This window comes from Rhizobium sp. A22-96 (assembly GCF_053521805.1).
In genome coordinates, this window is sequence record NZ_JBNWDQ010000002.1 from 448,887 (window position 1) to 473,219 (window position 24,333).

At 58.8% G+C, this 24,333-nt stretch carries 27 protein-coding genes; 5 read left to right on the forward strand and 22 right to left on the reverse strand.

Going from position 1 to position 24,333, the window contains the following annotated elements:
• Position 1: 1 nt before the first annotated feature.
• From ACQZ6F_RS08640 to ACQZ6F_RS08660, 5 genes are all read right to left on the reverse strand, one after another.
• On the reverse strand, positions 2 to 5,887 hold the full coding sequence (locus ACQZ6F_RS08640; protein ID WP_449092104.1) for a phage tail protein: 5,886 nt from the start codon (positions 5,885 to 5,887) through the stop codon (positions 2 to 4).
• 101 nt (positions 5,888 to 5,988) lie between these two features.
• Positions 5,989 to 6,417, reverse strand: a complete 429-nt coding sequence (locus ACQZ6F_RS08645; protein WP_449092103.1) for a DUF6950 family protein — start codon at positions 6,415 to 6,417, stop codon at positions 5,989 to 5,991.
• Positions 6,414 to 7,034, reverse strand: coding sequence for a hypothetical protein (locus tag ACQZ6F_RS08650; protein ID WP_449092102.1), 621 nt, complete (start codon positions 7,032 to 7,034; stop codon positions 6,414 to 6,416). Before ACQZ6F_RS08650 ends, ACQZ6F_RS08645 begins: the two co-directional genes overlap by 4 nt.
• A gap of 3 nt (positions 7,035 to 7,037) precedes the next feature.
• Positions 7,038 to 7,682 carry a hypothetical protein gene (locus tag ACQZ6F_RS08655; protein ID WP_449092101.1) on the reverse strand — a complete coding sequence of 215 codons (645 nt, stop codon included), beginning with the start codon at positions 7,680 to 7,682 and terminating at the stop codon, positions 7,038 to 7,040.
• Positions 7,682 to 10,105 carry a hypothetical protein gene (locus tag ACQZ6F_RS08660; protein WP_449092100.1) on the reverse strand — a complete coding sequence of 808 codons (2,424 nt, stop codon included), beginning with the start codon at positions 10,103 to 10,105 and terminating at the stop codon, positions 7,682 to 7,684. The genes ACQZ6F_RS08655 and ACQZ6F_RS08660 overlap by 1 nt, the downstream gene beginning before the upstream one ends.
• 59 nt (positions 10,106 to 10,164) lie before the next feature.
• Between ACQZ6F_RS08660 and ACQZ6F_RS08665 the strand changes: the two genes are divergently transcribed.
• From ACQZ6F_RS08665 to ACQZ6F_RS08680, 4 genes are all read left to right on the forward strand, one after another.
• Positions 10,165 to 10,707: a hypothetical protein gene (locus ACQZ6F_RS08665; protein ID WP_449092099.1), complete on the forward strand. Its 543-nt coding sequence runs from the start codon at positions 10,165 to 10,167 to the stop codon at positions 10,705 to 10,707.
• Between the two features lie 98 nt (positions 10,708 to 10,805).
• Complete coding sequence (locus ACQZ6F_RS08670) at positions 10,806 to 11,258, forward strand: hypothetical protein (protein ID WP_449092098.1); 453 nt, start codon at positions 10,806 to 10,808, stop codon at positions 11,256 to 11,258.
• Positions 11,259 to 11,555: 297 nt separating this feature from the next.
• On the forward strand, positions 11,556 to 11,957 hold the full coding sequence (locus ACQZ6F_RS08675) for a hypothetical protein (RefSeq protein WP_141683831.1): 402 nt from the start codon (positions 11,556 to 11,558) through the stop codon (positions 11,955 to 11,957).
• Positions 11,958 to 12,166: 209 nt separating this feature from the next.
• Entirely contained in the window at positions 12,167 to 12,625 is a 459-nt protein-coding gene (locus ACQZ6F_RS08680; RefSeq protein WP_449092097.1) for a hypothetical protein, read from the forward strand.
• A gap of 29 nt (positions 12,626 to 12,654) precedes the next feature.
• On the opposite strand, the gene ACQZ6F_RS08685 is transcribed toward ACQZ6F_RS08680, so the two are convergent.
• The 14 genes from ACQZ6F_RS08685 to ACQZ6F_RS08750 all read right to left on the reverse strand — a co-directional run bounded on the left by ACQZ6F_RS08685 (position 12,655) and on the right by ACQZ6F_RS08750 (position 21,839).
• Positions 12,655 to 12,960, reverse strand: a complete 306-nt coding sequence (locus ACQZ6F_RS08685; RefSeq protein ID WP_068398188.1) for a phage tail assembly chaperone — start codon at positions 12,958 to 12,960, stop codon at positions 12,655 to 12,657.
• Positions 12,961 to 12,983: 23 nt separating this feature from the next.
• On the reverse strand, positions 12,984 to 13,385 hold the full coding sequence (locus tag ACQZ6F_RS08690) for a hypothetical protein (RefSeq protein ID WP_004116243.1): 402 nt from the start codon (positions 13,383 to 13,385) through the stop codon (positions 12,984 to 12,986).
• Positions 13,386 to 13,468: 83 nt separating this feature from the next.
• On the reverse strand, positions 13,469 to 13,954 hold the full coding sequence (locus ACQZ6F_RS08695; protein WP_068398185.1) for a hypothetical protein: 486 nt from the start codon (positions 13,952 to 13,954) through the stop codon (positions 13,469 to 13,471).
• A 3-nt stretch (positions 13,955 to 13,957) separates the two neighbouring features.
• Positions 13,958 to 14,389: a phage tail terminator-like protein gene (locus ACQZ6F_RS08700; protein WP_068398182.1), complete on the reverse strand. Its 432-nt coding sequence runs from the start codon at positions 14,387 to 14,389 to the stop codon at positions 13,958 to 13,960.
• Positions 14,390 to 14,426: 37 nt separating this feature from the next.
• Positions 14,427 to 14,819, reverse strand: a complete 393-nt coding sequence (locus ACQZ6F_RS08705) for an HK97 gp10 family phage protein (protein ID WP_449092096.1) — start codon at positions 14,817 to 14,819, stop codon at positions 14,427 to 14,429.
• 21 nt (positions 14,820 to 14,840) lie between these two features.
• Positions 14,841 to 15,068 carry a hypothetical protein gene (locus ACQZ6F_RS08710; RefSeq protein ID WP_449092095.1) on the reverse strand — a complete coding sequence of 76 codons (228 nt, stop codon included), beginning with the start codon at positions 15,066 to 15,068 and terminating at the stop codon, positions 14,841 to 14,843.
• Positions 15,065 to 15,421 carry a hypothetical protein gene (locus ACQZ6F_RS08715; protein WP_449092094.1) on the reverse strand — a complete coding sequence of 119 codons (357 nt, stop codon included), beginning with the start codon at positions 15,419 to 15,421 and terminating at the stop codon, positions 15,065 to 15,067. Before ACQZ6F_RS08715 ends, ACQZ6F_RS08710 begins: the two co-directional genes overlap by 4 nt.
• On the reverse strand, positions 15,421 to 15,918 hold the full coding sequence (locus ACQZ6F_RS08720) for a DnaT-like ssDNA-binding protein (RefSeq protein ID WP_449092093.1): 498 nt from the start codon (positions 15,916 to 15,918) through the stop codon (positions 15,421 to 15,423). Before ACQZ6F_RS08720 ends, ACQZ6F_RS08715 begins: the two co-directional genes overlap by 1 nt.
• A 72-nt stretch (positions 15,919 to 15,990) precedes the next feature.
• The gene (locus tag ACQZ6F_RS08725; protein WP_449092092.1) at positions 15,991 to 16,962 is read right to left on the reverse strand and encodes a DUF2184 domain-containing protein; all 972 of its coding nucleotides are present in this window, start codon (positions 16,960 to 16,962) and stop codon (positions 15,991 to 15,993) included.
• Between the two features lie 3 nt (positions 16,963 to 16,965).
• Positions 16,966 to 17,436: a structural cement protein Gp24 gene (locus ACQZ6F_RS08730; RefSeq protein WP_449092091.1), complete on the reverse strand. Its 471-nt coding sequence runs from the start codon at positions 17,434 to 17,436 to the stop codon at positions 16,966 to 16,968.
• Between the two features lie 27 nt (positions 17,437 to 17,463).
• On the reverse strand, positions 17,464 to 18,579 hold the full coding sequence (locus ACQZ6F_RS08735) for a DUF2213 domain-containing protein (RefSeq protein ID WP_449092090.1): 1,116 nt from the start codon (positions 18,577 to 18,579) through the stop codon (positions 17,464 to 17,466).
• A 58-nt stretch (positions 18,580 to 18,637) separates the two neighbouring features.
• A complete protein-coding gene (locus ACQZ6F_RS08740) occupies positions 18,638 to 20,002 on the reverse strand; it encodes a DUF1073 domain-containing protein (protein ID WP_449092089.1) in 1,365 nt (454 codons plus the stop codon).
• A 48-nt stretch (positions 20,003 to 20,050) separates the two neighbouring features.
• Complete coding sequence (gene terL, locus ACQZ6F_RS08745) at positions 20,051 to 21,535, reverse strand: phage terminase large subunit (protein WP_449092088.1); 1,485 nt, start codon at positions 21,533 to 21,535, stop codon at positions 20,051 to 20,053.
• Entirely contained in the window at positions 21,492 to 21,839 is a 348-nt protein-coding gene (locus ACQZ6F_RS08750; RefSeq protein ID WP_267550065.1) for a hypothetical protein, read from the reverse strand. Before ACQZ6F_RS08750 ends, terL begins: the two co-directional genes overlap by 44 nt.
• A 286-nt stretch (positions 21,840 to 22,125) precedes the next feature.
• On the opposite strand from ACQZ6F_RS08750, the gene ACQZ6F_RS08755 reads away from it, so the two are divergent.
• Positions 22,126 to 22,830 (forward strand): class I SAM-dependent methyltransferase, encoded by a 705-nt coding sequence (locus ACQZ6F_RS08755; RefSeq protein WP_449092087.1) that lies wholly within the window; start codon positions 22,126 to 22,128, stop codon positions 22,828 to 22,830.
• A 37-nt stretch (positions 22,831 to 22,867) separates the two neighbouring features.
• Here the strand turns inward: ACQZ6F_RS08755 and ACQZ6F_RS08760 are convergent, their stop codons facing one another.
• The 3 genes from ACQZ6F_RS08760 to ACQZ6F_RS08770 are packed head-to-tail and all read right to left on the reverse strand — an operon-like array spanning position 22,868 to position 24,262.
• Positions 22,868 to 23,533: a DUF6362 family protein gene (locus ACQZ6F_RS08760; RefSeq protein WP_449092086.1), complete on the reverse strand. Its 666-nt coding sequence runs from the start codon at positions 23,531 to 23,533 to the stop codon at positions 22,868 to 22,870.
• Entirely contained in the window at positions 23,508 to 23,924 is a 417-nt protein-coding gene (locus tag ACQZ6F_RS08765; RefSeq protein ID WP_077469215.1) for a hypothetical protein, read from the reverse strand. The genes ACQZ6F_RS08760 and ACQZ6F_RS08765 overlap by 26 nt, the downstream gene beginning before the upstream one ends.
• A gap of 53 nt (positions 23,925 to 23,977) precedes the next feature.
• Positions 23,978 to 24,262 carry a hypothetical protein gene (locus ACQZ6F_RS08770; RefSeq protein WP_077469217.1) on the reverse strand — a complete coding sequence of 95 codons (285 nt, stop codon included), beginning with the start codon at positions 24,260 to 24,262 and terminating at the stop codon, positions 23,978 to 23,980.
• Positions 24,263 to 24,333 lie beyond the last annotated feature (71 nt).

Consider the following 24,333-nt stretch of genomic DNA (forward strand, 5'->3'; position numbering starts at 1 on the left):
GTTACCTCTTGTAGGATGAAGCCGCGATGTTGCACTCGGCCCATCCGACTGTGTTGCCGGGATTGTTGAGCTGCAAGGTGTAGACATGCCAGCCAGCGCCGGGAGCATCATAGAATCCGGAAATGCCGACCCACCCCGCCGTGTAACTTTCGCTCGACGTGCCGCCATTGCCGCCGCCGCTGACAATCGTTCGAACGATGGGCAAGTAGTAGACCTGTGAGAATATCCCGAGACCATCACGGATGATATTGAGGCCGACCGCCTGGCTACCCTGTCCCCCGCCACTCATGTTGATCCGGGCGATTGCCATGCAGTCGACCACGACACGGCCATCACCCGCCACGGTCACGCCGCATGACACCATGTTGACCGGTCCAGGGCCACCACCGACATTCTGGACAGCAGCGACGCGACCGATACCGCTATCGGTGCAGGCACCGGCTTGAATGTTTGACGTGCCGACTTGCAAGTCGCCGATAACGGCCCGGCTGATGTTGACGGCGCCGAGATTGGCGGTGATCGCATCAAGACTGTTGACGGCGATCTTGTTGGCCGTGATAGCGCCATCCACGATCAGCTCGGCGGAGACGGCACGACGCATGACCGGCTTCGACCAATAAGTTGACGTTCCCGTGCCTCCCGTTCGATCTGTGAACAGGTCCATGCAGATGCGATTGTAGCCGGAAGGGACTGTTATCCTGCCCTGCAGGCGCACCCATTGGTTTTTGAGATCGGTGAATGCCGCTACCGGGTAAGCGTAGTTCCCGGCCGGCGTGAGCAACCTGCCCATAATAGCCGCTACCGAAGAGTCGGTGTTGAAAACCCAGACATCGAACGCATAAATTTCACCGGGCGTGCAGGTGATCCAGTTGGACGCGGCCTGTTCGCGACCGATGGACTGATAGAGCCAGCCAGAAGCGTCACCAGCGTTGTTGTCGACATAAAACGCCTGATTATAACCGAGCGTCCAGCCATCCAGCGTGCCGGTCTGCCAGCCGTTATCGGCCATGTTGGAGAAATCGGTCAGGACCAGCTGCTTAGCCGTGATCGCATTCGCGGCGATCTGCCCCGCGCCGATCGTGTTGGCGGCAAGCTTGTCGCCGGTGATCGTGCCACCCGCAATCGTCGTCGCAGTGACAGTGCCCGCGGCGATCGTGCCGGCCGTTACGGCGTTCGCAGCGATCTTGCCTGCTGTCACGGCGTTAGCGGCGATCTTGTCGGCTGTCACAGCATTCGTGACGATATTGCCACCAGCCATCATCGTGACGCCGCCATCGCTCCATGGACTAGGCTCGGTTTGATTGGGATTTGCCTCACCAAAGTACATGCGGGTCAGCCACAGAAAACTGTCGTTTTGACCGGCAACCGTCCCCTTCATTCGGAAGAAGACAATGGCTCTGGCTGCGTTCGCTGGCATCTGGATCTTGCCCCAGAAGCGCTGGTAGTTCGCGAGGTTTCGCTGCGGATCAATGTTCTGGGCCGCAGGGAAAACTCCCCAACTGGGATAGGCGAGAAGACCGCCGTTGGAGTCATACACCCCGAGGTAAGGTTGGACCCCGTTGCAGCGATGGCCGAGATAGTAAACTGACAGCTCGTACCATCCATTTGGCCTGACAGCGAACTGCTGACCAGTCCCATCGGCTTTGTAAGAGGTCACGCCATATTCAAAGCCCTGATCACCGTTGAGCTGTCGAATTTCGATAGCGCCCGGAATGGGAGCATAGTTGTCCGTGCGCAGCGAGAGGGCGAACTTGGAGGCAAAATTCGACCATTCAGGCCCCCATCCCGTGAGGCCGGCAGACAGATCTGAGTTAGAAAGATAGTTGCCGCCATTACCGATCGCGAGAGTTTGCGTCGAGATAGATCCAGCCGCCAGCTTATCAGCCGTAATTGCGCCCGCTGCGATTTGCGCCGCCGACACAGCGCCGGCCGCGATCGTGCCGACCGTGATGGCGTTGGCAGCGATCTTGCCGGCCGTGACTGCGCCATCAACAATGAGGTTGCCGCCGCTTTTACGCTGGCAGGAAACGAACCCGATCTGGTAACTACCGGCACCCGTAAGCGTGCTGGTAGGAACGAGGTCGACCCATGCCCACACAGCCCCCACGGGGACGGTGACGCTGGTGTTATACTCTGTATAGGTCGTTGGTGTTGTCGTCGGGACTACAACGCCGATCGCGGTCAGAAACGTGATCTTATCTGATCCCATGAAGCGCAGGCGGCAGGAGACGGAGTCCGAAGGTGCTCCCGTTCGCTTCGCAAACGCCTGCAAGAAATATTGCTCGCCCGGAATAACCGGGAAAATGTTGGAGTTTCTGTTGAAGGTGAAGATCGCTGGCGCTGCAATGTTCAGGTAATTGCTACCCGCATATGCGTTGCTGGCGTCGGTTATGACGCTCAAACCGGCTGTGAGTCCCCAAGAGGTCGCACCAAATGCGAAGTTCGGGTTCTCCACACGATTGGTCATGTCGGCAATTACAAGCTTGTCAGCCGTAATGGCATTTGCGGCAATGTTGACCGCAGATATCGCGTTAGCGGCCACTTTCGAAGCCGAGATCGCCCCATCAACAATTAGTTCCGCACCGGAGGCACGGCGCATCACAGGCTTTGACCACGCAACACTCTTTTCTATCGGAACATTCGAGCCGGATGCCCGAGTGTTATACAGGAGCACAGCGCACTTGGTGACGCCGGCAGGAACGATCGCCTGTCCACTGATCTTTGCCCAGGCATTTGTGGTCGCGGTCGTGGCAACATAAGTGTTAGCAATATTGACGTTGTTTACATCAAAACCAGCGAGCCAGATCGAAACCTGACTGGATAGGTCATTGTTCTGCGCCCAAGCTTCGAGATAATAAACATCTCCCGGCGAACATGCGACCAACGATGAAAGCGCTTGCCAGCCACCGTTACCGGACCGCATGTAGTAGCCAGATGCAGCCCCTTCGCCGTTAGAATTGGCATAGGCAAGTTGCCCATACACCTGCCAGCCAGACAAATTGCCCTGCTGCCAGCCATTATCGGCGATGTTCGAGAAGTCGGTTAGAACGAGCTGTTTGGCACTGATCGAGTTCGCCGCAATCTGATTCGCACCTATCGCGCCAGCTGCGATCTGGCCAGCGGTAATGCTGTTGGCAGCGATCTTATCGGTGGTAATGGCGCCCGCCGCGATCGTATTCGCGGTGATCGCGCCGGCGGCGAGCTTGGGCGTCGAAATCACACCATCAGAGATCTGCGTTCCGACAATTTGGCCAGCGATGTCACCAGCTGCCGTCGCCGCCGTCCAGACGGTGCCGGTATAACGATAGAGCTTGTCATCCGTGGTCAGATAGACGGTGCGCCCTTCGATATTGCCCGAGGTCGGTAAGCTTGCAACGATCTCGACCGGCCGGATGCCGGATGCGAATTTGGTGGCATCGACAGCATTGGCGGCGAGTTTGGTGGCACTCACCGAACCATCGGCAATTTTACTGACATCAACCGCCAGAGCCGCAAGCTTATTGCCCGTGATAGCATTGTCGGCGATCTGGGAGCCGGTGAGCGTCCCGTTGACGTCTACGGCCGCAACGGCAGCTGTCCATGCACCATTGTGATAGCGATAGAGCTTGCCATCCGTCGTCAGAAAAACCTGTCGCCCCTCGATATTGCTCGTCGTGGGTAGAGCTGCCACCACCTCCACGGCCTTGATACTGCTGGCAAGGTTGGTCGCGTCCACCGCCCCCTGACCAAGCTTGGCGGCGGTCACGGCGCCATCGGCCAGTTTCGCAGAAATGACGGCGCCACTTGCCAGTACATCAGCCGTGACGGCGGCCACCTGAAGCTTCGCCGTCGAAACGGCCTGATTGGCCAGCTTCACGTTGCTGACGGCTTCGTCCATGATCTTGGCGGCAGACACGGCGGCATCGGCGATCTTGGATTGGACGATCGCGCCGTCAAGCACGTCGCTGGCTTGAATGAGCACATTCGGCGTCTTGACGGTCAGCCACGCCGACCAATCGGTTGCCCGGTTCGACTGCGGGATATAACGGCCCCGTGCCTCGTACTCTACGTTTGGCAGCGTCCATTGGCCGGAAAGCTGCCAGGAATAGGGCAAGGCATAGGGATTGCTGTCGCTGTCGAAAACCACATCGCCACTGGCCTTGACGCGAACCTGCACCCACACGCCCCTGACGTCATCAAGATCCGGCGCGCAGCTGATCTTGATTGCAGGGCGCCGATCGATACCGCCGGCGTCCTTTATGGTCGAGGGCTCTACAGTCCAGCCGATCATCGGCTGTGAGGGCGGCGTGATGGGGCCAAGCCAGCCAATGGCGGTCGGCAATTGCAAACCGGGATGCCAGTCATAGTCGGCAGGGTCAACTTCCTTCAAGGTAACGACGATCAGGAAGTTGGGCTGCGGCTCGACTTTGACGACAAGAAATTTCTTCTCATCATAACCGTTGCGAGCCGATGACCACGAAACGACATCGTTTGGTTCCAGCGGATAGGCGTCGGGTGGCAGCGATATCTGATGGACGCGAAAACGCCGGTAGTCCTGGATCATCGCCAGGCCGACACGCTGCACCTGATTGGCAAAGGGTACGGCAAGAAGCTGAATTTCGGCCGGCAGGCGCCGATTGCCGTCCTGCACTTCGAGATTGGCATTATAGCGACCCGGCGCGTCCTTCGTCGCCCACTTTTCCGCCGGCTCGGGATAGGTTGCTTCGATAGCGTTGTAAGTCGCCGACAGGGACGGGAATGGCTGGAAATCCTGCTCTTCCGTAACGACGATATCATCATCCGTGAAGGAGTAGACCGCGCCACCCGGCGAGCCCACGAGCATCTTGAAGATGCCGCCGACTTCGGCCATGCGGCCGTTGCAGCCTTTCAGCAGTTCGGAAACGGCATCGAGCGGCTCCTGGTCACACTGGACATCGTAGCCGGCGCGAAAAGCCGGCTCGCTACCGCCGCCGTCGAGCGGAACGGACGCGTCACAGGCATTGGCTGCGGCCATCCAGTTCGCCGCGGGCAAGCAGAAGGCGCCGATATTCTGGCCGCCATAAACCCATTCCGGTCCGTAATAAACACCACGGGCGAGATTGTAGATCATCACGGCCGGATTGGCGCTCGGCTCCCATGTCGAGGGATCAGCCCATCGATGCCCGCCATTGCCGCCGACCGACGAATCCTTGCGGACGTCGTAAAGTGGCAGCGGATGCGGCTCGAAAAGGCCGGCGGGAACACCCTTGAAGAGATCGGTGTTGTAGCGCGAGGTCAGGATAACGATCTGGCAGCCACGCCCGATCATGGTCGGCCGCCACGGACGCTCGCCATGGGCGCCGAATTTCGCCATCAGGAATGGATCGGGCGCCGCTTGCGTGCCATCGAGAAACTTGATCCAGAGATAATCCTTGTTCTTGACGCGATATTGCAGCACCGGGAAGCCGCGCCCGTCGGGATGTGGCTGATCCCAGAGGACGCCGACCTTCTGGTCGTCGATCCAGACGCTGGTCAGGCCGCGCTCGCCGGCACGGTTGGGAAGACTACCGACCTCGATGACATCGGTGAAATAGGCATTCGGCGTCTTGCCGTCGTCTCCCCAGGTGCCGGCATATTTGCGCTTGCCGGCGGTCGCATAGCTGCCGATGATGAAGGACATCGCATGATCGTCCCCCATGTTGATCTCGAGCTTCGTTCCGGCCGGCTGCGGCTGATCCTTCTTCGCCAGCGCCTTCTCGATCAGCGATAAGCCGATATTGAGGGCTACGGTCAGAAACAGTTTGCCGATGGCGCCGATTGGTAGAAGTTGCGCGATCACGCCAATGGCGGCGACCAGAGGGCCGGCATGCGCCGCATCCGCCATCAGCCAGAAGCCGAGGACGTTCAGAAGCAGGATGAGATATTTCATGGATCGGACGACCTCGATTGGCGCGCGGGAAAGGGTCGTCGCAGCCAAAGCCGCGCCGACATGTCACCGGTCATAGATAAAATGGATGGCGTATCGCCGGCCTAGCCGACCTTGAAGGCGCGCTTGGCGTCGAGCAGATCGACGGTGCCAAGCCCGCTCTCGCGCAGCACGAAGATGCGCTCGCCGTTGACCACGCCGAGGGCATAGCCGAAGGGGCCTTCATGCGGGACGGCGGCGATGTCGCCGATATGGGCTTCGCTTGGATGGATCTCGGGCAGCATGCTGGCGGCAAGATCGGCGAGATTGTTGAAGCCTGCCGCCTTCATCGTTTTAAGCGCGCCGGCGGCGGTCGAATATTCGCCGCGAAACTGGGCGGCACAATCGACGCCGGTGATTGCCAGCACCAGATTGCCGGCAAGGCCCGGGCCGCAATCATGGCTGCCCCAGGCAAAGGGCGTGCGCTTCAGCCGATCGACCTCGGCGACGAAGCGGGCACGCCAATTCTTGACCCTGACGAGATCGCTGTTCATTTCTGCCCCCAGGGTATCTGCCAATTGGCGACGGTGCTGGAATAAAGGCCGAATTCATCGCCGCCGCGGCGCTTCTGGCCTTCGTAGGAGGATTTGGCCGGGTTGGTGCGCTCCAGCATGGCGATGGCGGCGGAGATGGCGGATATTTCGATATCGCCATCCTGCCCCACGGCCGGCGTCTTCACCGGCGCGCCGTCGGCAATGCCGAGAAAGGCGATTTCCGGCGCCGAACTCGGCAGGCGCGCGCCGGTATCGAAGGTCATGTCGTGGATTTCGATCGGCGCCAGCCGCAGATCGTAGCCGCGCACAAGCTGCTGCGCGGCGGGCGCGATCTGGCCGATGGTGATGGTCACGGTCTGGATCGTCAGATCCGCCGTGCGCGGGATCGGGCTCACCTGCAGATTGAGGCCGCCATAATAGGTCCGCGCCTCCGGCAGACCGGTGACACCAGAGGTGACGGTGATGTTGATGTCGTCATCGCCGGTCCACAGGCCGATCGAGGCGGGCCCGCCGGTGGCGAGATCCTTGCCGGTGATCCAGACGAAACGACGGGGCACGAGCCCCTTGTCGCGCGCGCCGGTCAGCGCCGCGAAGAAGGCGGAGGTGATGTTCTTCATCGTCTATTTCTTCTGGATGATCTTGAAGGTGGCGCCCGAGGTGATCGGGCCGCTCGCGGTGCCGGGGTTGTGGCTGCCCGGCATGATCAGGCATTTGCAGGCCGGCAGCAGAAGCGTCACGCCGAGACCGGCGGCAAAGCCCGCCGGCAGATGCGGGAAGACGCCGAAGACGGGCGTGATCCCCTGCCCGCTGGCGTTGACCGTTTCCGAAACTTCGAGAAAGGCATAGCGGCCGCCATAGCCGACCTGCATCTTATCGCCGACCGTCAGCCGGTATCCCGCCGGCAGACCCTTGAGGCTGAGCGAGGCATTGTCACCCCCGAGCGCCGCGACGCTGACCGCAGCGCTCCCGAGCTTCGTCCCGTCGGGATCGGCCTGCGGATATTTCGACAGCGGATCATAAAGAAAAAGCGCCTCCTGGGCGCCGTGTAGCTTGCGGATGCGGGCGGCGATCTGTTTCGCCTCCGCATTGTACATGTCGGCCAGCGTCACCGTGCCGGTCCAGAGCGGCGGCGCCAGCTCCGCCTGCCAGACCCGGCCATCGCCGGAGCCGGAAAGCTCGTCATTGCGCTGAATGTCCCAGACGATGCTGGAGATCTTCAGAAGATCGGCAAAGGCCGGCAGGCTGTAGGGATAGGAAACGGCCATCAGCGCCTCCGGGGATTGCGGTTGATCTGCGCGACACGATCGGGAAGCTGCTGATTGAAATCATTCAGCCCCTGCCGCGTCGAACTCTGCGCTTCCGATTGCGCGACATTCTTCACATAGGCCTTGAGATTGCCGTCCTCATCGACAGAAACGCCGACTGTGACATGCACGCCGGAAGCGGAGCCGGAGGCATCGTTCTGGTTGTCAGCTCTGAGACGGCGGACGGGAACGGCAGCATCGGGCTGCGCCCGCACCAATTGCGGCCCGCCCTCGCCGACCACGCCGCCATCAGCATAGCCACGCCGGCCAAGCCGCATCGCCTCGACGATGCCGACGCCGCCCGCCCGGGCGATATCCTTCTGGCTCCAGACGACCTCGCCGGCGTGAACGATGCCGGCCGGTTCATGCTTGCCGCCCGGACCGGTATAGCCGCCATCGGCCCAAAGGCCGGGAATACCACTCGCAACGGCTGCCGCCGCCTGCGGCGATCGCGCCAGAATGCCGAGGTCCAGCCCACCACCTCCACCCAAGAGCCCGCCAAGGATACCGCCGCCACCGAACAGCCCGCCGCCTGCAGCGGCACTGTTGACCTTGAACAGGCTGTTGAGCACATCGTTCAGTAACCTGTCGGAAATCTTGGTGAGCACGGAAATCGCCGCCTTCCCCAGAGATTTCCAAAGGCCCTCGCCATTGCGCAAGCCGCTGACCAGCGTCGAGGCAAAATCGCCGGCAAGCTCGCGAGCATATTTCAGCTGTTCATTGTAGCGAATGATATTGGCAGAGGCCGAATTCATGTCGACCGGAAGGCCATATTGCTTCTGTGTCGAAGCAACAGTCTGGTCGACGGTCGAGCGGCCCATTTGATCCTGCTGGAACTGGATATCGCCCGCGAGCTTCTGCAGCGCCTGCGCGTCGGCAACGCGCCGATAGGCATCAGCCTGGTCGTTGGCCGCCTTGGTCAATTGCGGCATTTGCGCCAACTGCGCTGCACCGCTTTTCTGAAGCTCATCCTGACTTTGCTTCAGCGTGACAACCTTCGAGTTCACATTGTCCGTCGCGACAGCGGATTGAGTAGAGGCCTGTGTTCCGAGTTTGGTCTGTTCGGTATTGGCTTGTGTCGACTTCGTAAGAGTATCCGTTGCTTGTTGAACACCCTGCAATTCATCCTTTTGGTTGCGTTGAACGTCAACGCTGCCAACCGCAACTTGTTTCGATTGTGCTTCAATCACGAGGGGCGCCGCGCGAGCGAAAGACGAAAGCGCCGGAAAGAATGTTTCCACAAGAGCTCCGATTTGGGAAAGCTTGCGTTGTTGTTCAGCCGGCGGAGCAGGGGCAGCGCCATTTTGCTCTGACTTTACTTTGGCATTTATTACTGCTGACGTTGCGTCAACGTTTTTATTGACCTTCTCATCCAAAGCAACGTAATCTCTGTATGCCTCTGAATTCTGGATCAAGCTCGGCATGGCGTCCTTGAATAGCTGAGCAAAAGTCTGAAGGTTTACAAACTGTGGGTTCTTCGCAGCGCTTTCGGCTACGCTGTTCCCAAAAGATTGGTATTGCTCCCTCGTGGCTTTTCCCGACAAGATTAGCGGCTTAATCTCGTTATATTGCTTCTCCAGTTCAGTAAAATTCCTTCCCCCGATAAATGAATCCGTGCCGAACTGCATTTCGGCGGCAAGTTTTATTGAATTAAATGTATCTCGCACCATTGCCAGCTTAGAATCGGATAAAATTTTAGGAATTTCTAACGCACCCACTAGGCCGTTTTCGGTATGACTCTTTTCGTAATCAGTTTTCATCGATGGGGTTTCATCAAGACCAAGCTTGCGTAACTCGTCTGTCATCCTCGCCTCATCGGCAATGACTTTCTTCGAAGTATCAAAGCGCCTTGATGGTAAATTTTGATCAATTTTGTCGGCTGCAGAATTAAAGAAAATGTCTGCCAAGAATCCACGGATGCCGGGAATCAAACTACTGCCGCTTTTTAACAACTGACTTACGAGACTACCCGCAAGGTTGGATGCGTTTTTTCCCTCATCGGCTCGATTATCAAGATAGTATTTCATCTCCGGTGATTTGCGATAAGGGAATTCTTCAACCGCAGCGGATTGTGACTTACTGCTCAAAGGTTGTAAACTTCCACCGCTTTCGCTTGACTTCATGTTCAAGGCAATCAGGGTGCTCGACAACTTGATGGGAGACGATCGATCGCTGCCACTCAACTTGCCGATAGTGTCACCAACTCTAACGAGAGAGCCCGCCGCGCCTCTCGCTTCGTTGCCCATCGCCCTTAGTGCGCGACCCGTCACGCCGGACACTTTTTCCGCCTGACCCGCAGCAACAACATAATCTCTCACATCGTTACTTGCCGTTTTGATTTCGCTGCTATCAACTTTAATGCTCAGAGTTGCGATATCTGTCACTGGACCACCTTTTGATTTCATGCGAGAAAATGCTGCAAAGCTATTTCGCGGGAATTTTGATGAAATTGATTGTTAGCGTGATTGCAGTGCTTGCCGCGTTGCTGTTGCTCTACAGCTTTGGCATCTTTGATCCGCCGATCGTGACCGCTTGCGAGGCCCGTCTCAAAGGGTATCTCGCGGCACCTTCCACCTATGAGCGCAACAGATTCTTTCTTAGTGAGAGGCCAGGCACCACAGCTGACTTGGAAGAAGAGTTAAAAGGCTTCCCTGACATACAGCGCGTTTATCAGAAGGAGTTTGACAAAGGCTCGGTGAAGCCCGTTCTCTATACCGCAACTATAAATTTTAATGTGCTAGACACACAAGCTGAGAAGGTTACTAGAGCTATTACCTGTCAATATTTTTCCACCGATGGCAGCATTTCTAAAATATCGGTGGGAGGAGTTTCTATCTTTGCAACCGATGCCGCAACGTATTCTCAGATTGTCCGGGATTTCAGCCATGAACCTCCTCAAGCTGCGGAAGAATTGCGGAAAAAATTGAAGCCAATTGCCCCTTATACGGGATGGGTTCGCGACACATTCAGGCGGCTTTTGAATTGAGCACCGACCTCTTGAAGAAAAGATCAGAGGTTGCGTGTCGGTGCGAACGAAACGACACAAAGGTAATTTCCGATCGTCGTTGTAAGCTGGGGCTCAAAATGAGAAAGATTCTTAGTTTCGGAAGCGCGGTGTTGCTATCGTTGACAGTTGCAGGTCCCGCGCTCGCGGAACCAACGCCCGTTGCTGTATGTGAAACGACCTTGAAGGATCGGCTCGGTGCGAATTCTGGGTATGTCCGGGTCGGTTTTAGTCAGTTAATCCAACAGCTTGGACGACCGGAATTTGAGAAATATGTTGACAAGGCTACGTCATTTTCAAACAAGGACTTATCAAACAAGTACCATACCATGCTGATCGAAGCTTTTGACGCCGGAAAAATAAGTCCGCAGCGACATATTGTATTCCTCAACTACACGGTTCCAGGCGTAAACGGGGTAGCTGCGGCTGCAACGGCAAAATGCGAATATGTCATAAACAAAGGCCGCGAGGACGAGCTAAAAGCCTCCTTCCTAGACGAACTTTCAATAGCGAAATTCCAGCCAGTCAATTGATAATAACTAAGGCGGCAAGAGAAATTGCGCGCATTTATAGCACCAATATGCCTGTCCCTGATGTGGTAATGCGGTTGCCAACAGGGAATTACGGTGACAGTGCACCCAAATAAGAACGCATATTCTATCTAGCCCACCGATGGCCCTCTTGTTTGGCCAAAGCAAGGCTATCACTGACGGAAATTAGTGCACTGTCACCGTAATGGAAACTATCCTGTTATTTGGCGCAGCCACTTCAATCATAAGATTTATTTTTTAAAAGTCGCGTTATACGGTTGAATGGGAACAATCAGAGGCATGGACATGAAGGCGTGGCGAATTATTTTAGCACTCTCTACTTTGGCATTTCTCACACACACCGCCGCCGCTGCAGATAAAAAGCTCGTTCAGTTGGTGGATGACATCAAAGAAAAGGCTTCAACGACATTTATGATGGCATATGCGTGTAAAGATGCTCTTGGCGTGACCTACTATGATGCAGTTCGGGCATATGGAGAACGCGCCTTTCAGAAGACTGGCGCTTCGCCCAAAAATACAAAGTTTACGTTTGACGTTCTTGAGAACAGATTCAGGGATGATAAAGAGCTACTGCGAGAAAAAGATGTAATGAAGTGCGTGTGGACGACGACGGAAGCTAACAAACTTCTTCATGAATCAGAGACCGCCCTTATAGATTACACTCTCTCTGCAAAACCATGAGCTGTTGTCGGCGCACTATTGTCTCGATGACGCAATGTCATCAGGATGCGATGGATATTTTATCGCCAGGAACATTTAGAGAACAATCTTATTGACATGAGTGATAAAGGGTGCAACTTTCGCCAAAGTTGCACCCATCCGAAATCACACCTTACGGCATTATAATGCATCCTCACCAAACGAAGCCCATAGTTAGCATCTTGTGCCTGATGGCTACCGCATTGGCCTTAAGCAGCTGCGACTTATTTGATTCGAAGCTTGTCACTGCCTGCGAAACGGTTCTCAAACAGCGCCTGCTCTCATCGGCGGAATATAAACGTGTCAAGGTTTCCGAGCTGGACGAACTAGAATTGGATAGAAGATTGCTCGAAAGCTATCTCGTGACGAAACAACAGCGATCCAAAGCGTCGGGCTATCCGTTAGCCATGGACGATGCATGGATTCAAACCGAACTGAAGGCGTTTGATATTGGCATCTCAAGGCCTTCTTTTTTTAGCGCGTCGATAGTTTATGAAACGCTCAATGATCTTCAAGAGCCGGTGAGACACCTTGCGAAGTGTGTATATGTTGGCAACAAGAGCGACTCGTCTCTCGGGTGGGAAGTTGAAACCGCCGTGGATGGGCTGACTGCACTTGAGTGGAGTTACAGCAACATAAAGTTACATTAGGCTCATTAGTCATGGAGCAGCCTGACCCTCTACCCCGCCTCCCGCGCCCTGATCGCCTCCGTCTCCTCCTCCACCGCCTGGCAATAGCGCCCGTCCATCGCCTTCAGCACGGCGATGTCCTCGCGGCGCAGAAGGTTGCCGGTCAGGTGCAGCCAGGCCAGCATTTCCTGGTGGGAGAGCGGCACCGGGCCGGAAAGGCCGGGGGCCTGCGCCGAACGCAGGTCCCAGAACCAGTCCCAGAGCCAATGGCCCGCCTCCGGCACCTCGGCCTCCGGGCTGATAAGCTCGAAGGCCTCGTTGCGCTCGCGCCGGGTCTCGCCGTTTCTATCGCGCACGCAATCATAGCGCGCGACGACCCCTACGGCTTCTGAAAGCCCTTCGGCAAGCTCTTCATAAAATTTGCGCGGTCCTCCGAGGCGCCGGCCACCTGATCGTAGATCCAGCCGGCTTCCTCGACGACTTCGCGAGCCTTCTCAAAGGAGAGGACCGGCTGCTCGCCCTTCCACTGCTGCTCGCCCCAGCTCCAGGAAGCGATGGCGGCGGCGGCCTTGTCGAGATATTCAGCCTCGACCTTGCTGGTGGTCAGCTTCTTCTTGCGGCTGGCGAGGAAGCGGTCGCTATGCTGGCGAACGATCTTCTTCACCTCGTTGCTCTCGGCCGAGCGGATCATGAAGGAGATGCCGAGCGGCTCCTCGGTGGCCGGATGCAGGAGCTGCAGCTCGAAGAGATCTTCGGAATTGACGAGACTGGAGATATCCAAGGAAACACCTTATCGGTTGGGACATATTCGAGTGGCCGCGCGCCGCAGGAGAGCGACGCGCGCAAGGTTCCGAAAGATCGCGCTTACGGCGTGGTGACGGGATCGACCCGGATCGGCAGCTGGTTGAGGCCGATCTTGAACTTCTCCAGATCGAAATCGTCGGAGCCGCCGCCGGGATAGAGCGGACCGGAAACGACGCCGCGCGAATAGAAGACCGTGTTGGTCTTGCCCTGCGGCGCGTCGTTGCGCTCGACCTTGATCGCCATGTTGTTGATGTTGAGGGGATCGCCGAAGACGCGCAGAATGTCCTGGCCGGGATCGTCGGCGATGGAGGCAACTTCGAGCTCCGGATCGCCGGCGTTGGAAACGCCCTTCTGCTTCTGCTGCACCGGCTCATCCAGCGTATTGTAGTTGTTGATGGTGGATTCCGAGCCGAAATCGCCGACCTTGCCGACCTTGCCCACCTGCACCCAGGTCAGCGCGGCATAGGCGGTGGCCGTCAGGTCGGTATTCTGGGGCGTCTCGCATACGTAGACTTTCGAGCCCTTCTTCGTGCTTTTGTTCGCCATGGATCATGTCTCCGGTTCAAAGGCGGTGTAGGGAATGGTGACCGGTATCTGAACCCGGTCATCCTCTTGGATCGGGCCTGCGGCCCACGGCTCGCCACTGATCGTGATCTTCACGCCAGAGGCAAACAGCGTCTTGTTATTGAAATGGTCGATGACCAGGCCGGCGGCATCGAGTGGCTTGATCAGCCCGCCGCCGGCCTTCCAATAGACGGAAACCTGCAGAAGCCCGAGCTTCTGCTGCGGATCGTCGCCAAGCGTCACCTGCCGGGGGCGGTTGGGCAGGAAGCTGACGGCCAGATAATTATCCGGCTTTTCTTGCCCCGCCGGCGGAAAGGCAATGCCCGGCTGCGCCACCGGCAATGGCGGCTGAAATTGGAGTGCCGCCAGATGATCCAGCAGCGCAGCCAGAATGAGAGCGTCCGTCGCCGTCGCCATGCGTCACCCATGTCTATGATGTTGAAATTTCGAGGGATTAGTCTGTCGTGTCGCGAACAGCGCGCTCGACGATGTCAGGCCATTGGCGCGCCGCAATGCGCACCATGCCCTGCCCCGCCTGACCATCCTTGCCATATTCCACGGCGGCGGCGTGCGGCGCGGTGAAACCCATATGGATCAGACCGCCCAGCGGCACGCCGAGGCCGGCCAGATTGACCGGCTGACCGTCATCCTTCCCCTCGGCATCACCGCTTTGCCTCGGCGGGGCGGAGACCCGGAAAGAATTGACAAGGTCGCCGGAGGCTACAGGCGTTGCCTCGACGATCGCCTCAGCCAGCCGCTGTGTGGAAAGGTTCACCACCTCTTCCATGCGCTTCTTGGTCCGCTCGGCCCAGGCCGCAATATCGGCGGAGAAATTGGAGGAAGACATGTCGATTGCCCCTTGATAAGGTTAGGCGTCATCGGCGGCGTCGCCCGGTGAAGAGCCACGCCGCTCGAAATTCAAAAGGGTAAGATGGCCGTAACGGGCACGAACCGCTGGTCTGGCGGTTTGGGATTCGTCTTTGGCCCCATCACTCCGCTCAATCCCCGGCAATGGTGAGACACGGTTGAGCAGCAGGATGACGCGCGCCAGCAGCCAAAGCGTCAGGATCGTCTTGAAACGCAGGAGCGCCGTCATCGCCGCACCTGCAGCTGCCAGAAGACGACAGTCCCGCCCGGCGACAGCGGCTGGAGATCGACAATCGCATGCTCGGCACCGCCGATCAGCAGTTTGTCGGCCAATGTCGGCGTGATCGGGAGCCCCTCGGTCGAGAGATAGACCATGCGGTCTCCACGCTGGATGAGCGTGTCGCCGACATGCGCCTCACTGTGATCGAGGTCGACGAGCGAACACGCAAAGTCCTCGCTCGTCTGGAGGGGATCGTAATCAGGACCGGAATTGACGATACGTCGCAGACTGGCCTTCTGGCCGAACTTGGCGATCAGCCGCTCCGCCGTTGCGCGGGCCTTGCCGTAATCGAAAGCATCCATCACACCACCAGAATGCCCGGCAGAACCGGACGCAGGAGGGGATAAAGCAGGCCGTCGAGCTTTGTCAGCACCGGCCTGGCCGCTGCGACCATATCGTCACTCGTGTCGACGACGGCGTATTCCGTCTCCAGCGGCCCCACCTTCTCGCGCTTCACCGTACGGGCCGCAACGATAACAGGCGTCAGGCTGCCCGGTTCCGAAAGCTCGAGCGCGGCGGCCTCATAGGACGCATAGGTCAAGGTCAGCGGCAAGGCATCATCGGCGATTGCCTCACCATTGACCGTTATTGCATCGCTGCGCGGCCAGGACAGCGCCTGATCATAGCCGCCGGTCCGGCGTCCCGTAAATCTGGACTCATAGAGGCTGTCGACAGCCTGCGACCCACGCACCAACGCCGCCAGGCGATCGCCACCACTGGCCGCGGCCCAGGTGGCATTGGCGCGCTCGACAAAATAGGCATCGGCGGCAGCGAGCGTGCCGTAAAAGGATGCGGACATGGAAGCTCCGGTGTCGATCGATGAAAAGCGGATGCCCCTCTCCCCGGCTGAACGGGGAGAGGGAGATTAAGCTCAGGCAGCAGTGGTGATCTCGTCGCCATAAGCCATGGCCGCCGGCAGGCGCACTTCGGTGCCGCCGGTGCGGGCGATGATGCCGGTCTCGAAGCTCATGATCGACTTCTGGCGCGGCTGCAGCACGCGGCGCGGCATCGGCAGATGGAAGCGAAGCACTTCCGGGTCGCGGCGATAGACCACCATGCGGCCGCCGCTATCCTGCGAGGCCGTCGCCAACTCGCGCAGCGGCTGGATATCGAGCGGCTGCCCTGTCTCGGCGGTGTAGACGTTGCCGCGCCGCAGGAATTCCAGCACCGTGATGTAACCGTCACCATCGGCAAGGCGTTTGGTGGCGATCAGGCGGAAGGCTTCCGGCGGCAGACGCAGGCTATCGACCCACTCGACCTCGCCGGTCCTCTTGCGCACGCCGCCGATAAGATCGTTGACGTCGCGCAGGATCTGATCGGCCGTCTTGGCAGACCAGTTGGTCGAGCCGCCTGTGCCATCGGCAGCGACATCGACGCGCGACACCTTCGGATCGTTGACGAAACCGGTCCAGCCCTTTTCCGTCGAGCCTGTCATGGCGACGGAATTCAGCAGGCGCTCGATCTTATCGGCGGCGAAAATGGCGTTGGAGGCGTTGAGATCGAGATTGTAGAGTGCGGCCTGATTGACTTCCTCGAGGTTCCATTCCCAGCCGGAGCCGATCATCGCAAAATCATGGCTGGCGCTGTCGCGCGTCGACTGGTTGAACGGCATGTCCGTACCGGCGGCCGAGAGGAACTTCGCCTCTCCGGCGCTGTCGACCGTGAAGAAGGTCGTACCGGCAGCCCATTCATTGCCTTCGGTGACAACAGGCACATGCAGGCCGTAATTGAAGGTCGGATAGCGCCGTTGATAGATGCGGGTCTCGATATTGCGGCCCTGCGCGATCACGAAGGAATAGGCCGCCTGAGCATCGGCGAAATGCTGTCGAACGAATTGGTTCATGGATTAGGCGCTCCTGTGCTTGAGCGAGATTTCGACGATGTCGCCGTTGCTGCCGCTCGTATCGAAGAAACAATCGGGAATGGGGCCGACGATGCCGGTGCCGGCAGCGTTGACATAGGCGTCGGCGGCGGGGCTGTAGTAGACGGCATCGCCGTCGGCGACAGTGCCGCCTGCCCGCACATAGAGCTGGCCGGAGGCGAGGAATGCGCCCGTGACAAACTGCGCATAGCCGCCGGCAGGCGCGACATCCGGCAACACGGTCGGCGTCAGCACGGCGATGCCGAGGAATTTGCCGCCTGCTGCATAGGGTGCCACGCCGTGATCAGCGAGGCCGCGCTGGACGGGCTGGCCGAATTTGATGCCAGCAGCGTTCTCCACGGTACGGCTGATCTTGTTGGCGTGTTCCTCCGAAGCGATCTGCCCGTGCAGGCCCTTCCGAGGAGCGTTTCCATAGGTGGTCTGATAAGTCGCCATTGAAGCGTCTCCTTTTCGTTGACCTGGTTAGGTGGGATTGGCGGCCAGATGCGCGGACTGGAGGTCGCGGACCATGGCGGCATAAGCGGTGAAGGCTGGGGACGCCGACGTTTGTGCAGAGGTGATCCCGTCCTTGACCGCATCGGCAAAGCGATCGGGCTTCTCGCGCAGACCCTCGGCCAGCATGTCGAAACGCGCGTCGATATAGGCGTCCGATCGGCCCTGTACGGCGCCCTCGCCTGCCTTGGCGATAACGACAGCCTTGCGGATCGTCGCATCGGTGAGGCCTGTCGTCTTAATATTGCCAGCGATCATCCTGGCGAGGCCGATCAAGTCGGCACGCGCCTCGACTTTCCGATCGATTTCGACATCATTGGGAATGACGGATTTGAGCGCATCGAGCTCGGCGTCGCGAACGGCGACCGCCTTCTGATGCGTGGCCGCCGCGTCAGCAAGTCGTTGCTGCAATGTCGCGATAATTTCCGCGGCCTGATCGCTGACCTCGATGTCGATGCCGTCGATCGTCATTGTCTTCGTGGGCATCATTCCTTCCTTGCTTTGCTTGTCATCGGAATGGGGGCGTGGGGCTGCGAGAGGAGAGCAGCCCCACGGTGCGGCTGCATCGCCGATGCGGACTTTCGAGCCCGCTCGGCCACGGCGCACAATGGCGATATGGTTGATGCGAATATTTCGCTGAATGGCGTCATAGGCTTCGCCTGCAGGCGTGATGCCCGCGGTGAAATCGACATCGCAGATGTAGCCGGCCGAAAGCTCCTGCTTGCCACTTTCGATGTCCTGAATGGCCGCTTCATCGCTGACCATCAGCGGCACGCGGAGGAAAATCCCCTCCCCGGCAATCTCGTCACCGGTCTGGCCGACCGAATACTTCTTCCAGTTCTCCGACGTTACCATTTCCGGCGGATGGTCGTTTGTCACCGGCCGGTGAGCGGCACTTTTGAGCGTATCGTCGGAAAAGACTTCGGCTCCGGGCCGATAGATCCGCACGGTGCGCAGCTCGGGTCTGCCGATCTCGGCGCCGCTGTAGCTTTGAATGCCCGTGCGGGCGATCCGGGCATCGGCGACAAGATAGCCGTCCCCGGTCCGCCGCGTTCCCGCGACGGTGACAGTGTCAGTAAAGTTCATGATTGGATCTCTCCTGGTCGGAGCCGGCTTGGTTTGAGGTAGGGATGGGTGCAGCTGGCTATGCCGATGCGGCTTCGGTTCCTTCGGCGGGATCGGAAGCCAGCGCCGGCTTATCGGCACGTGCCTGTTGGTTGGATGGCTTCATGGCCACCTCCAGCCCTGGCAATGATCCGTCTTCGACGAAGGCATTCACCAGTGCTTCCGACAGCGCTGGCCGCGTGATGATTTCCTCACCGGCGGCAGATCCGAACAAGGCGCGTGCAGCATCCGCTTTCGTTTTGAAGATGTCGGCGCGCTCCTTCTCGCTCATCTGCTCCAGGGGCGCCCATGTGGAGAAGACGGCAGGGTCGCGAGCGCCAGTGGCGGAACGAATAAGGCACTCGTCCAGCCGCACCAGCGCGGGCGTATAGTCCAGCTCCTGGATCGCCTGGATGCGGTCGTGATAATTCTTCATGTCGGCCGTGCCGGTCGCATTCAGCCCGGCCGGCGACTGACCGAGTAAGCGCGTCACAGGGATATCGGCCGCACCGGCGACGATCTGCATGAAAGCCATCAGAATATCAGTGAGGCCCGCGAGCGATGCGCTCTTGCTGTCATACTCCTCCTCGGCGTCGAGGATGAGCGTGCCGTTGATGCCTTTGATGGTGTTGGCGAGCGCGTAGCGGCGCAGAACGGCATCTTCATAGGCCTGATTGCCGATATTGGCGGAAAACTGCGGTACCTTGATAATGTCGATCTTCGCCTCGAAGACGAGGCTGGCGATATTGGCTGCAGTGCTGTCCGCATTCTTGATCGCATCGAATGTCGCCGCCAGCACACTTTCACCCCAGGCATGGTTACTCATTCCGCCGAATTCTTCGTTCGGCATCATGGCGCCCTTGAAGATGACCAGCCTCGACGGATGGATAATCACCTGCATCCCGTTGGCGCCGGTGAGCGTGTAGAATTTCGGTTTGCCGTACCATTCGGAAGCCGGATCGCCGTCCATGTCGCCGGCGGCAAGCTGACGACGCGTCAGGACGGTCAGATGCTTGAGGCCGCTTTTGCCAACCGCCTCCAGATCAAGCGGCAATGCTGGATCGAAGTCATCGACACCGATGAACAGCGCAGCGCCACCGAAGAGACGCGCCTTCGTGGACGCCTCCAGCACCTTGCCGCGCAGATTGAGGCGGCGCTCTTCCGCCTCGATCAATCCGATCTGATCGCCTGCAGCTTGCCAGTTTCGCCATTTCCGGCAGCTATCCAGCGCCGGTATATCGACGATCTTGCGCGGCAGCCACGCGCCACGATAGGCGGCGACAATCTGCTCGTCTGTCAGGATCGGTTGCGCATAGAAGACCGAAGCCGCCTTGTCCCTCTCCGTTCCCATGCGGGATGCAAGGCTCACCAATCCGTCGCGAACCATCGAGAATACCTGCCCCATGGATTGTCCTTTGATATCGATGTGATGAAGAGACCCGCGTTTCCGGGCCTAGAAATTCTTGAAGCTGAAGGAAGAATTCAGCGCGAGTTCGTTCAGAGCATCGGCAAAAGCATCCACCTGGTCGTCGAATTGCGCGTTCGGAAAGGCGCAGAGCTCATCCAGAAATGATTCGTTCCAGTCGCTACGCAGTAGCTTGACGTTTCCAGCTTCCGCCTGTGCCGATGCCGGCTTGGCCCGCGTCGCCTTGTCACCGGTCGCCGACAAAACCCTGATCGGGAAGCCGGCCAGCAACTTGACCTTGGTTTCCGCATCAGCCTTGCCCGCCGCACCCGGATCTTGCGGCATACGGATCGTCACCGTCGGCCCATCCTGTGATGCCATGTTCTTCAGATTGCGCTCGACCTCTGCCGGCGACCAGCGGCCACGAGCGATCGTCTCGACGTAGAAGACGCCGTCGACCCATGCCATGCGCAGACCAACGGTCCAGTCCGGCTGGTGACCGGGCCGCTCCTTCGAGGCAGCGAAATCCCAGGCCCGGCAACGTCTGGCGCCGGCGGGAACTGCATCAACAATCTCGAAATCGCCGCGCTGAAACAGGCCACCCGAGCGCGGCGAAGGCCGCTGCTGAAACTGACCGGCAACCGCATAGGAGCCGAGCGGTATCTTGTCCCGCTCCACGACAACTCGCGGAAAACGCTGCGGAAAGAGCAACTCGCCCTCTTCCAGTCTCGGATCGACAAATCCGATCGACGTTCGACAGCGCCGCTCCTGCTCGAACTCCATCGGCAGCATCAAATGCTCGTAACCGAGCCCCAGCGCCAGAATCGTGCCGGACACATCAGCCTCGTGCAATCGCTGCATGACCACGACAATGGCCGAACGCTGCGGATCGTTGAGCCGCGTCGGCACCGACTCTCGAAATGTGCGAACCGTCGACAGGCGCTCCGCCTCGGATTCAGCACCATCGACCGAATGAGGATCATCGATGATGACCCGGTCGCCGCGGCCACCGGTCAGTCTCGAAAAGGGTTCACCCTGGCGAGAGCCCGTGCTTGTATTGGCAAAGGCCATCTCGCCGGTTCTCGTCAGCTTGACCCGATCACCCCAAAGCGCCTGATACCACTCTGAAGCAACGAGATCGCGCATGCGCCTGTTGTCGCGCTTGGCGTAGTGTTCCGAATAGGACGCGCCGAGATAGCGCATCTGTGGCCTGTCTTTCGGACCCCATTCCCATGCCGGCCAGAAGACGCCGCAGAGGAGCGACTTCATCGTGCCCGGCGGCACGTTGATCAGCAGTCGCGTGATCTCGCCTGACGTTACCGCTTCGAGATGACGGCAGATCGCATCGATATGCCAGCCATGAACATAATCGGCGGAAGGCTCGACGACATGCCAGGCCTCTCGGACGAAGCCCGCCAGCGATTGGCAATTGGCACGAATTCGTTCGGCATCGGCAGCAATCTGCCTGGCATGCTGTGCCCGTTCGCGTTCACTTGTCCGCCTCGCCTTCTCCTCCTGGATCGCCGCCATCATCGCCGCCGGATCCGGCAAGCGGACCGAAGAGGGATTCGAGTGTTGCAAGCTGCTCATCCGTGGCATTGGTTAAGTCGATGGTGAAACCCCGGCCTCCCTTGGCCCCGGTTACCGAGCGTTCGCTCGGCTTCTGATGCACATAGGACGCCGCAATCTTCGCCATCTCATCGCGCCGCTTTTGATCCGCCTCATCGTCGCGCATCACCTTCAACATATAGTCTAGCGGTGTATCGCCGGTCGGAACGGCCTTGCGTCGACGCGCACGCGGTTTGCGCTGCACGACTGGCTTGTCGGCATTGGACATGCTTGAAATTTCCGATGGAACCTTGAAAGGAAACAAGCGGTCTAAAACATCGCTTGCGGTCAACAGTGCGTCGCTGCAACTGTTCTCATCATGCCAAAATGAATACCCCAATTCGGCCCTGTTGGCGACACCCTTGAACGACGATACTGCTGCAAGGATCTAAAAATCTTGATGAGAGTGACCATTAATTAGTTGATATAACTTGAAAATATCGCACTCTGCAGTCCGACGATTTGATCGATATTCTCTCCGAAGACAGGTCTCTGGAGACAGGCAAGAGGATACATTGAGCCCCGATTTGGAAAGCCCCACAGACCGTGACTGGATAAGGCAGTTCATCACCACCAACCTTCCGATTCTGCCCGTTCCCGGCATTCCGGAGATTCGGCTGCACAAAGCAGCCCCCAATAGCGGTTTACGACGCCTGGCGGAGCGAGATCCGCAATTCGGTTCACCCTATTGGGCGCATTATTGGGGTGGAGGATTGGTACTGGCCCGCTATCTTCTCGACCGGCCGGAGACAGTGATCGGTCGCCGCGTGCTCGATCTTGGTGCCGGATCAGGAATTGTAGGCATAGCCGCCGCGAAGGCAGGAGCTGCGCAGGTACTTGCGGCGGATGTCGATCGCTATGCCATTGCGGCTATCGAGCTCAATGCAGCGCTGAACGATGTGACCATCGAAACAGTCCTCGCCGATTTGGCTAACGGCGAGCCTCCGGCTATCGATATCGTCTGCGTTGGTGATCTCTTCTATGATGCGGCGCTTGCAGGGCGGATCATCACATTTCTGGATCGCTGCCTGGCAGAAGGCATTGCGATTTTGATCGGCGATCCATGGCGCGCGCATCTGCCGACATCGCGGCTTCGGCTGCTGGCAGAATATTCAGTGCCAGACTTTGGCGATGGTACCGCAAGCGCACGGCCAAGCGGCGTCTTTGCATTTGAAAGCAGCATATCACCGCAAGGTGAAGACGGTCAGGATCGCTCATAGCGGCATATACGGAGTCGGACCGAATAGCCGCCGCGATCTAGGCCTTCATCTTGGCGCGCCGGCGGTTTTCACGCTCCAGCCGCTTGGCAAGTTCGGCAAGTTCGGGGCTTGCCGCATCGAACACCGGCCGGGCGTCATCCGGCAACCAGTGCGTTTCATGCTTGGTCGCCGGCGGCTTCCTTCGCTCCGTACCACCAGGCGAATTCGGCATCATCGACGATATGCGTGCCCAGTCCGGCTCCTGCAATAGCGGCGAAGTCGCAAGAAGTGCGCCCGCGACATTGCGGAATTCGCTTTGAATATGCCGCTCCGCCGTACGTCGCACACGACCCGTTCGAGCACAGAAATCCCGGAAGGATCCCGCGATATAGGGTGCAGCAAGGCAAACGGACCAGCGCGAAAGCAGGATGCGGCGTTCCTCATCCCTGACGCCGGTCCGCAGCCATTCCTGCAAGACCTCTTCCGCGCGGCTGATGGCGGCGGCGCTCGGGCGATAGCGGACACGGACCTCGGAATGGTCCAAAGCTTCCGGCAGAACCTCCGGCCAGAGCGTCCGCATTCTGTCCGGGCGAACACCACGGACATCGAGGTGAACCATCGTATCAGCCGCCTCGACGAAGCGGGCGCGAACGAGCAGGCTCAGATCGGCAATCTCCGCCTCACGGTGGGAAAGATCGTCAAACTGCGAGGCGGGTCGGTGCATCAAGTCGTCTCTCCAATTCCCAATAGATTAGCGTCCGCAGCGTCGCCCGTACCGGCCAAGGTCGCCTCGCGACCGCCTCCGAACGCAGTGAAGCAAGTGCAATATCGTCGAAGGCGCCGAGCAGATCGCCGGCTCGCTGGAGCGCCCAATCCTGGCGTTGCGCGAGAACGTCGGAGACCGCTCCGATCGTATCCGACCACAGCTCGTCGCGATTGTTGCCGGTCTGACGGATGCAGCGCAAAACGAAAACCAGATGGCCATCGCCATAGCGCCCGCGGATTTCCTGCATCGTGCCACGCGCATGGCTCTGCGCCGGAGCGCGGCGGCGATGAACGGGAACGAGCTTTATACCGAGGCCGTCCAGAAGAAGATCAAGCTTGCCTTTGGTCATGGATCTCTCAACTCCTTGAGTAAAAGCATGCACCTGCTCAACTTGCGCATCGATCATGCGCCGGTACCGGCCGGGACGGCGGCACCGGCAGATCTGGGCTTAAAGAAAGCTTCCGCCTTGGAAATCGCCTCCACTCTGGCGCCATCACGCAGCATGGGCGTGTTGAGATAGGCGACCATCGCCTCGCCAGCGGCAGCCTTGGCCGCGTCTGGCGTCGCAAAGACGATCGGTTCGCCGCGGCTATCCCTGAGGATCTCGTTCGTCGCGCGGTGAACTTTGCGGATCCAGCCGAGATGACCGCTGGCAACAGCCTCAGTTCCGATTTGAAATTCATTCATAGCAACCTCCTCTGGCCGGCAAGACCAGATCTGTTTATTCAGTCTCTGATGGGTTTGATGGCAGTGCGCGA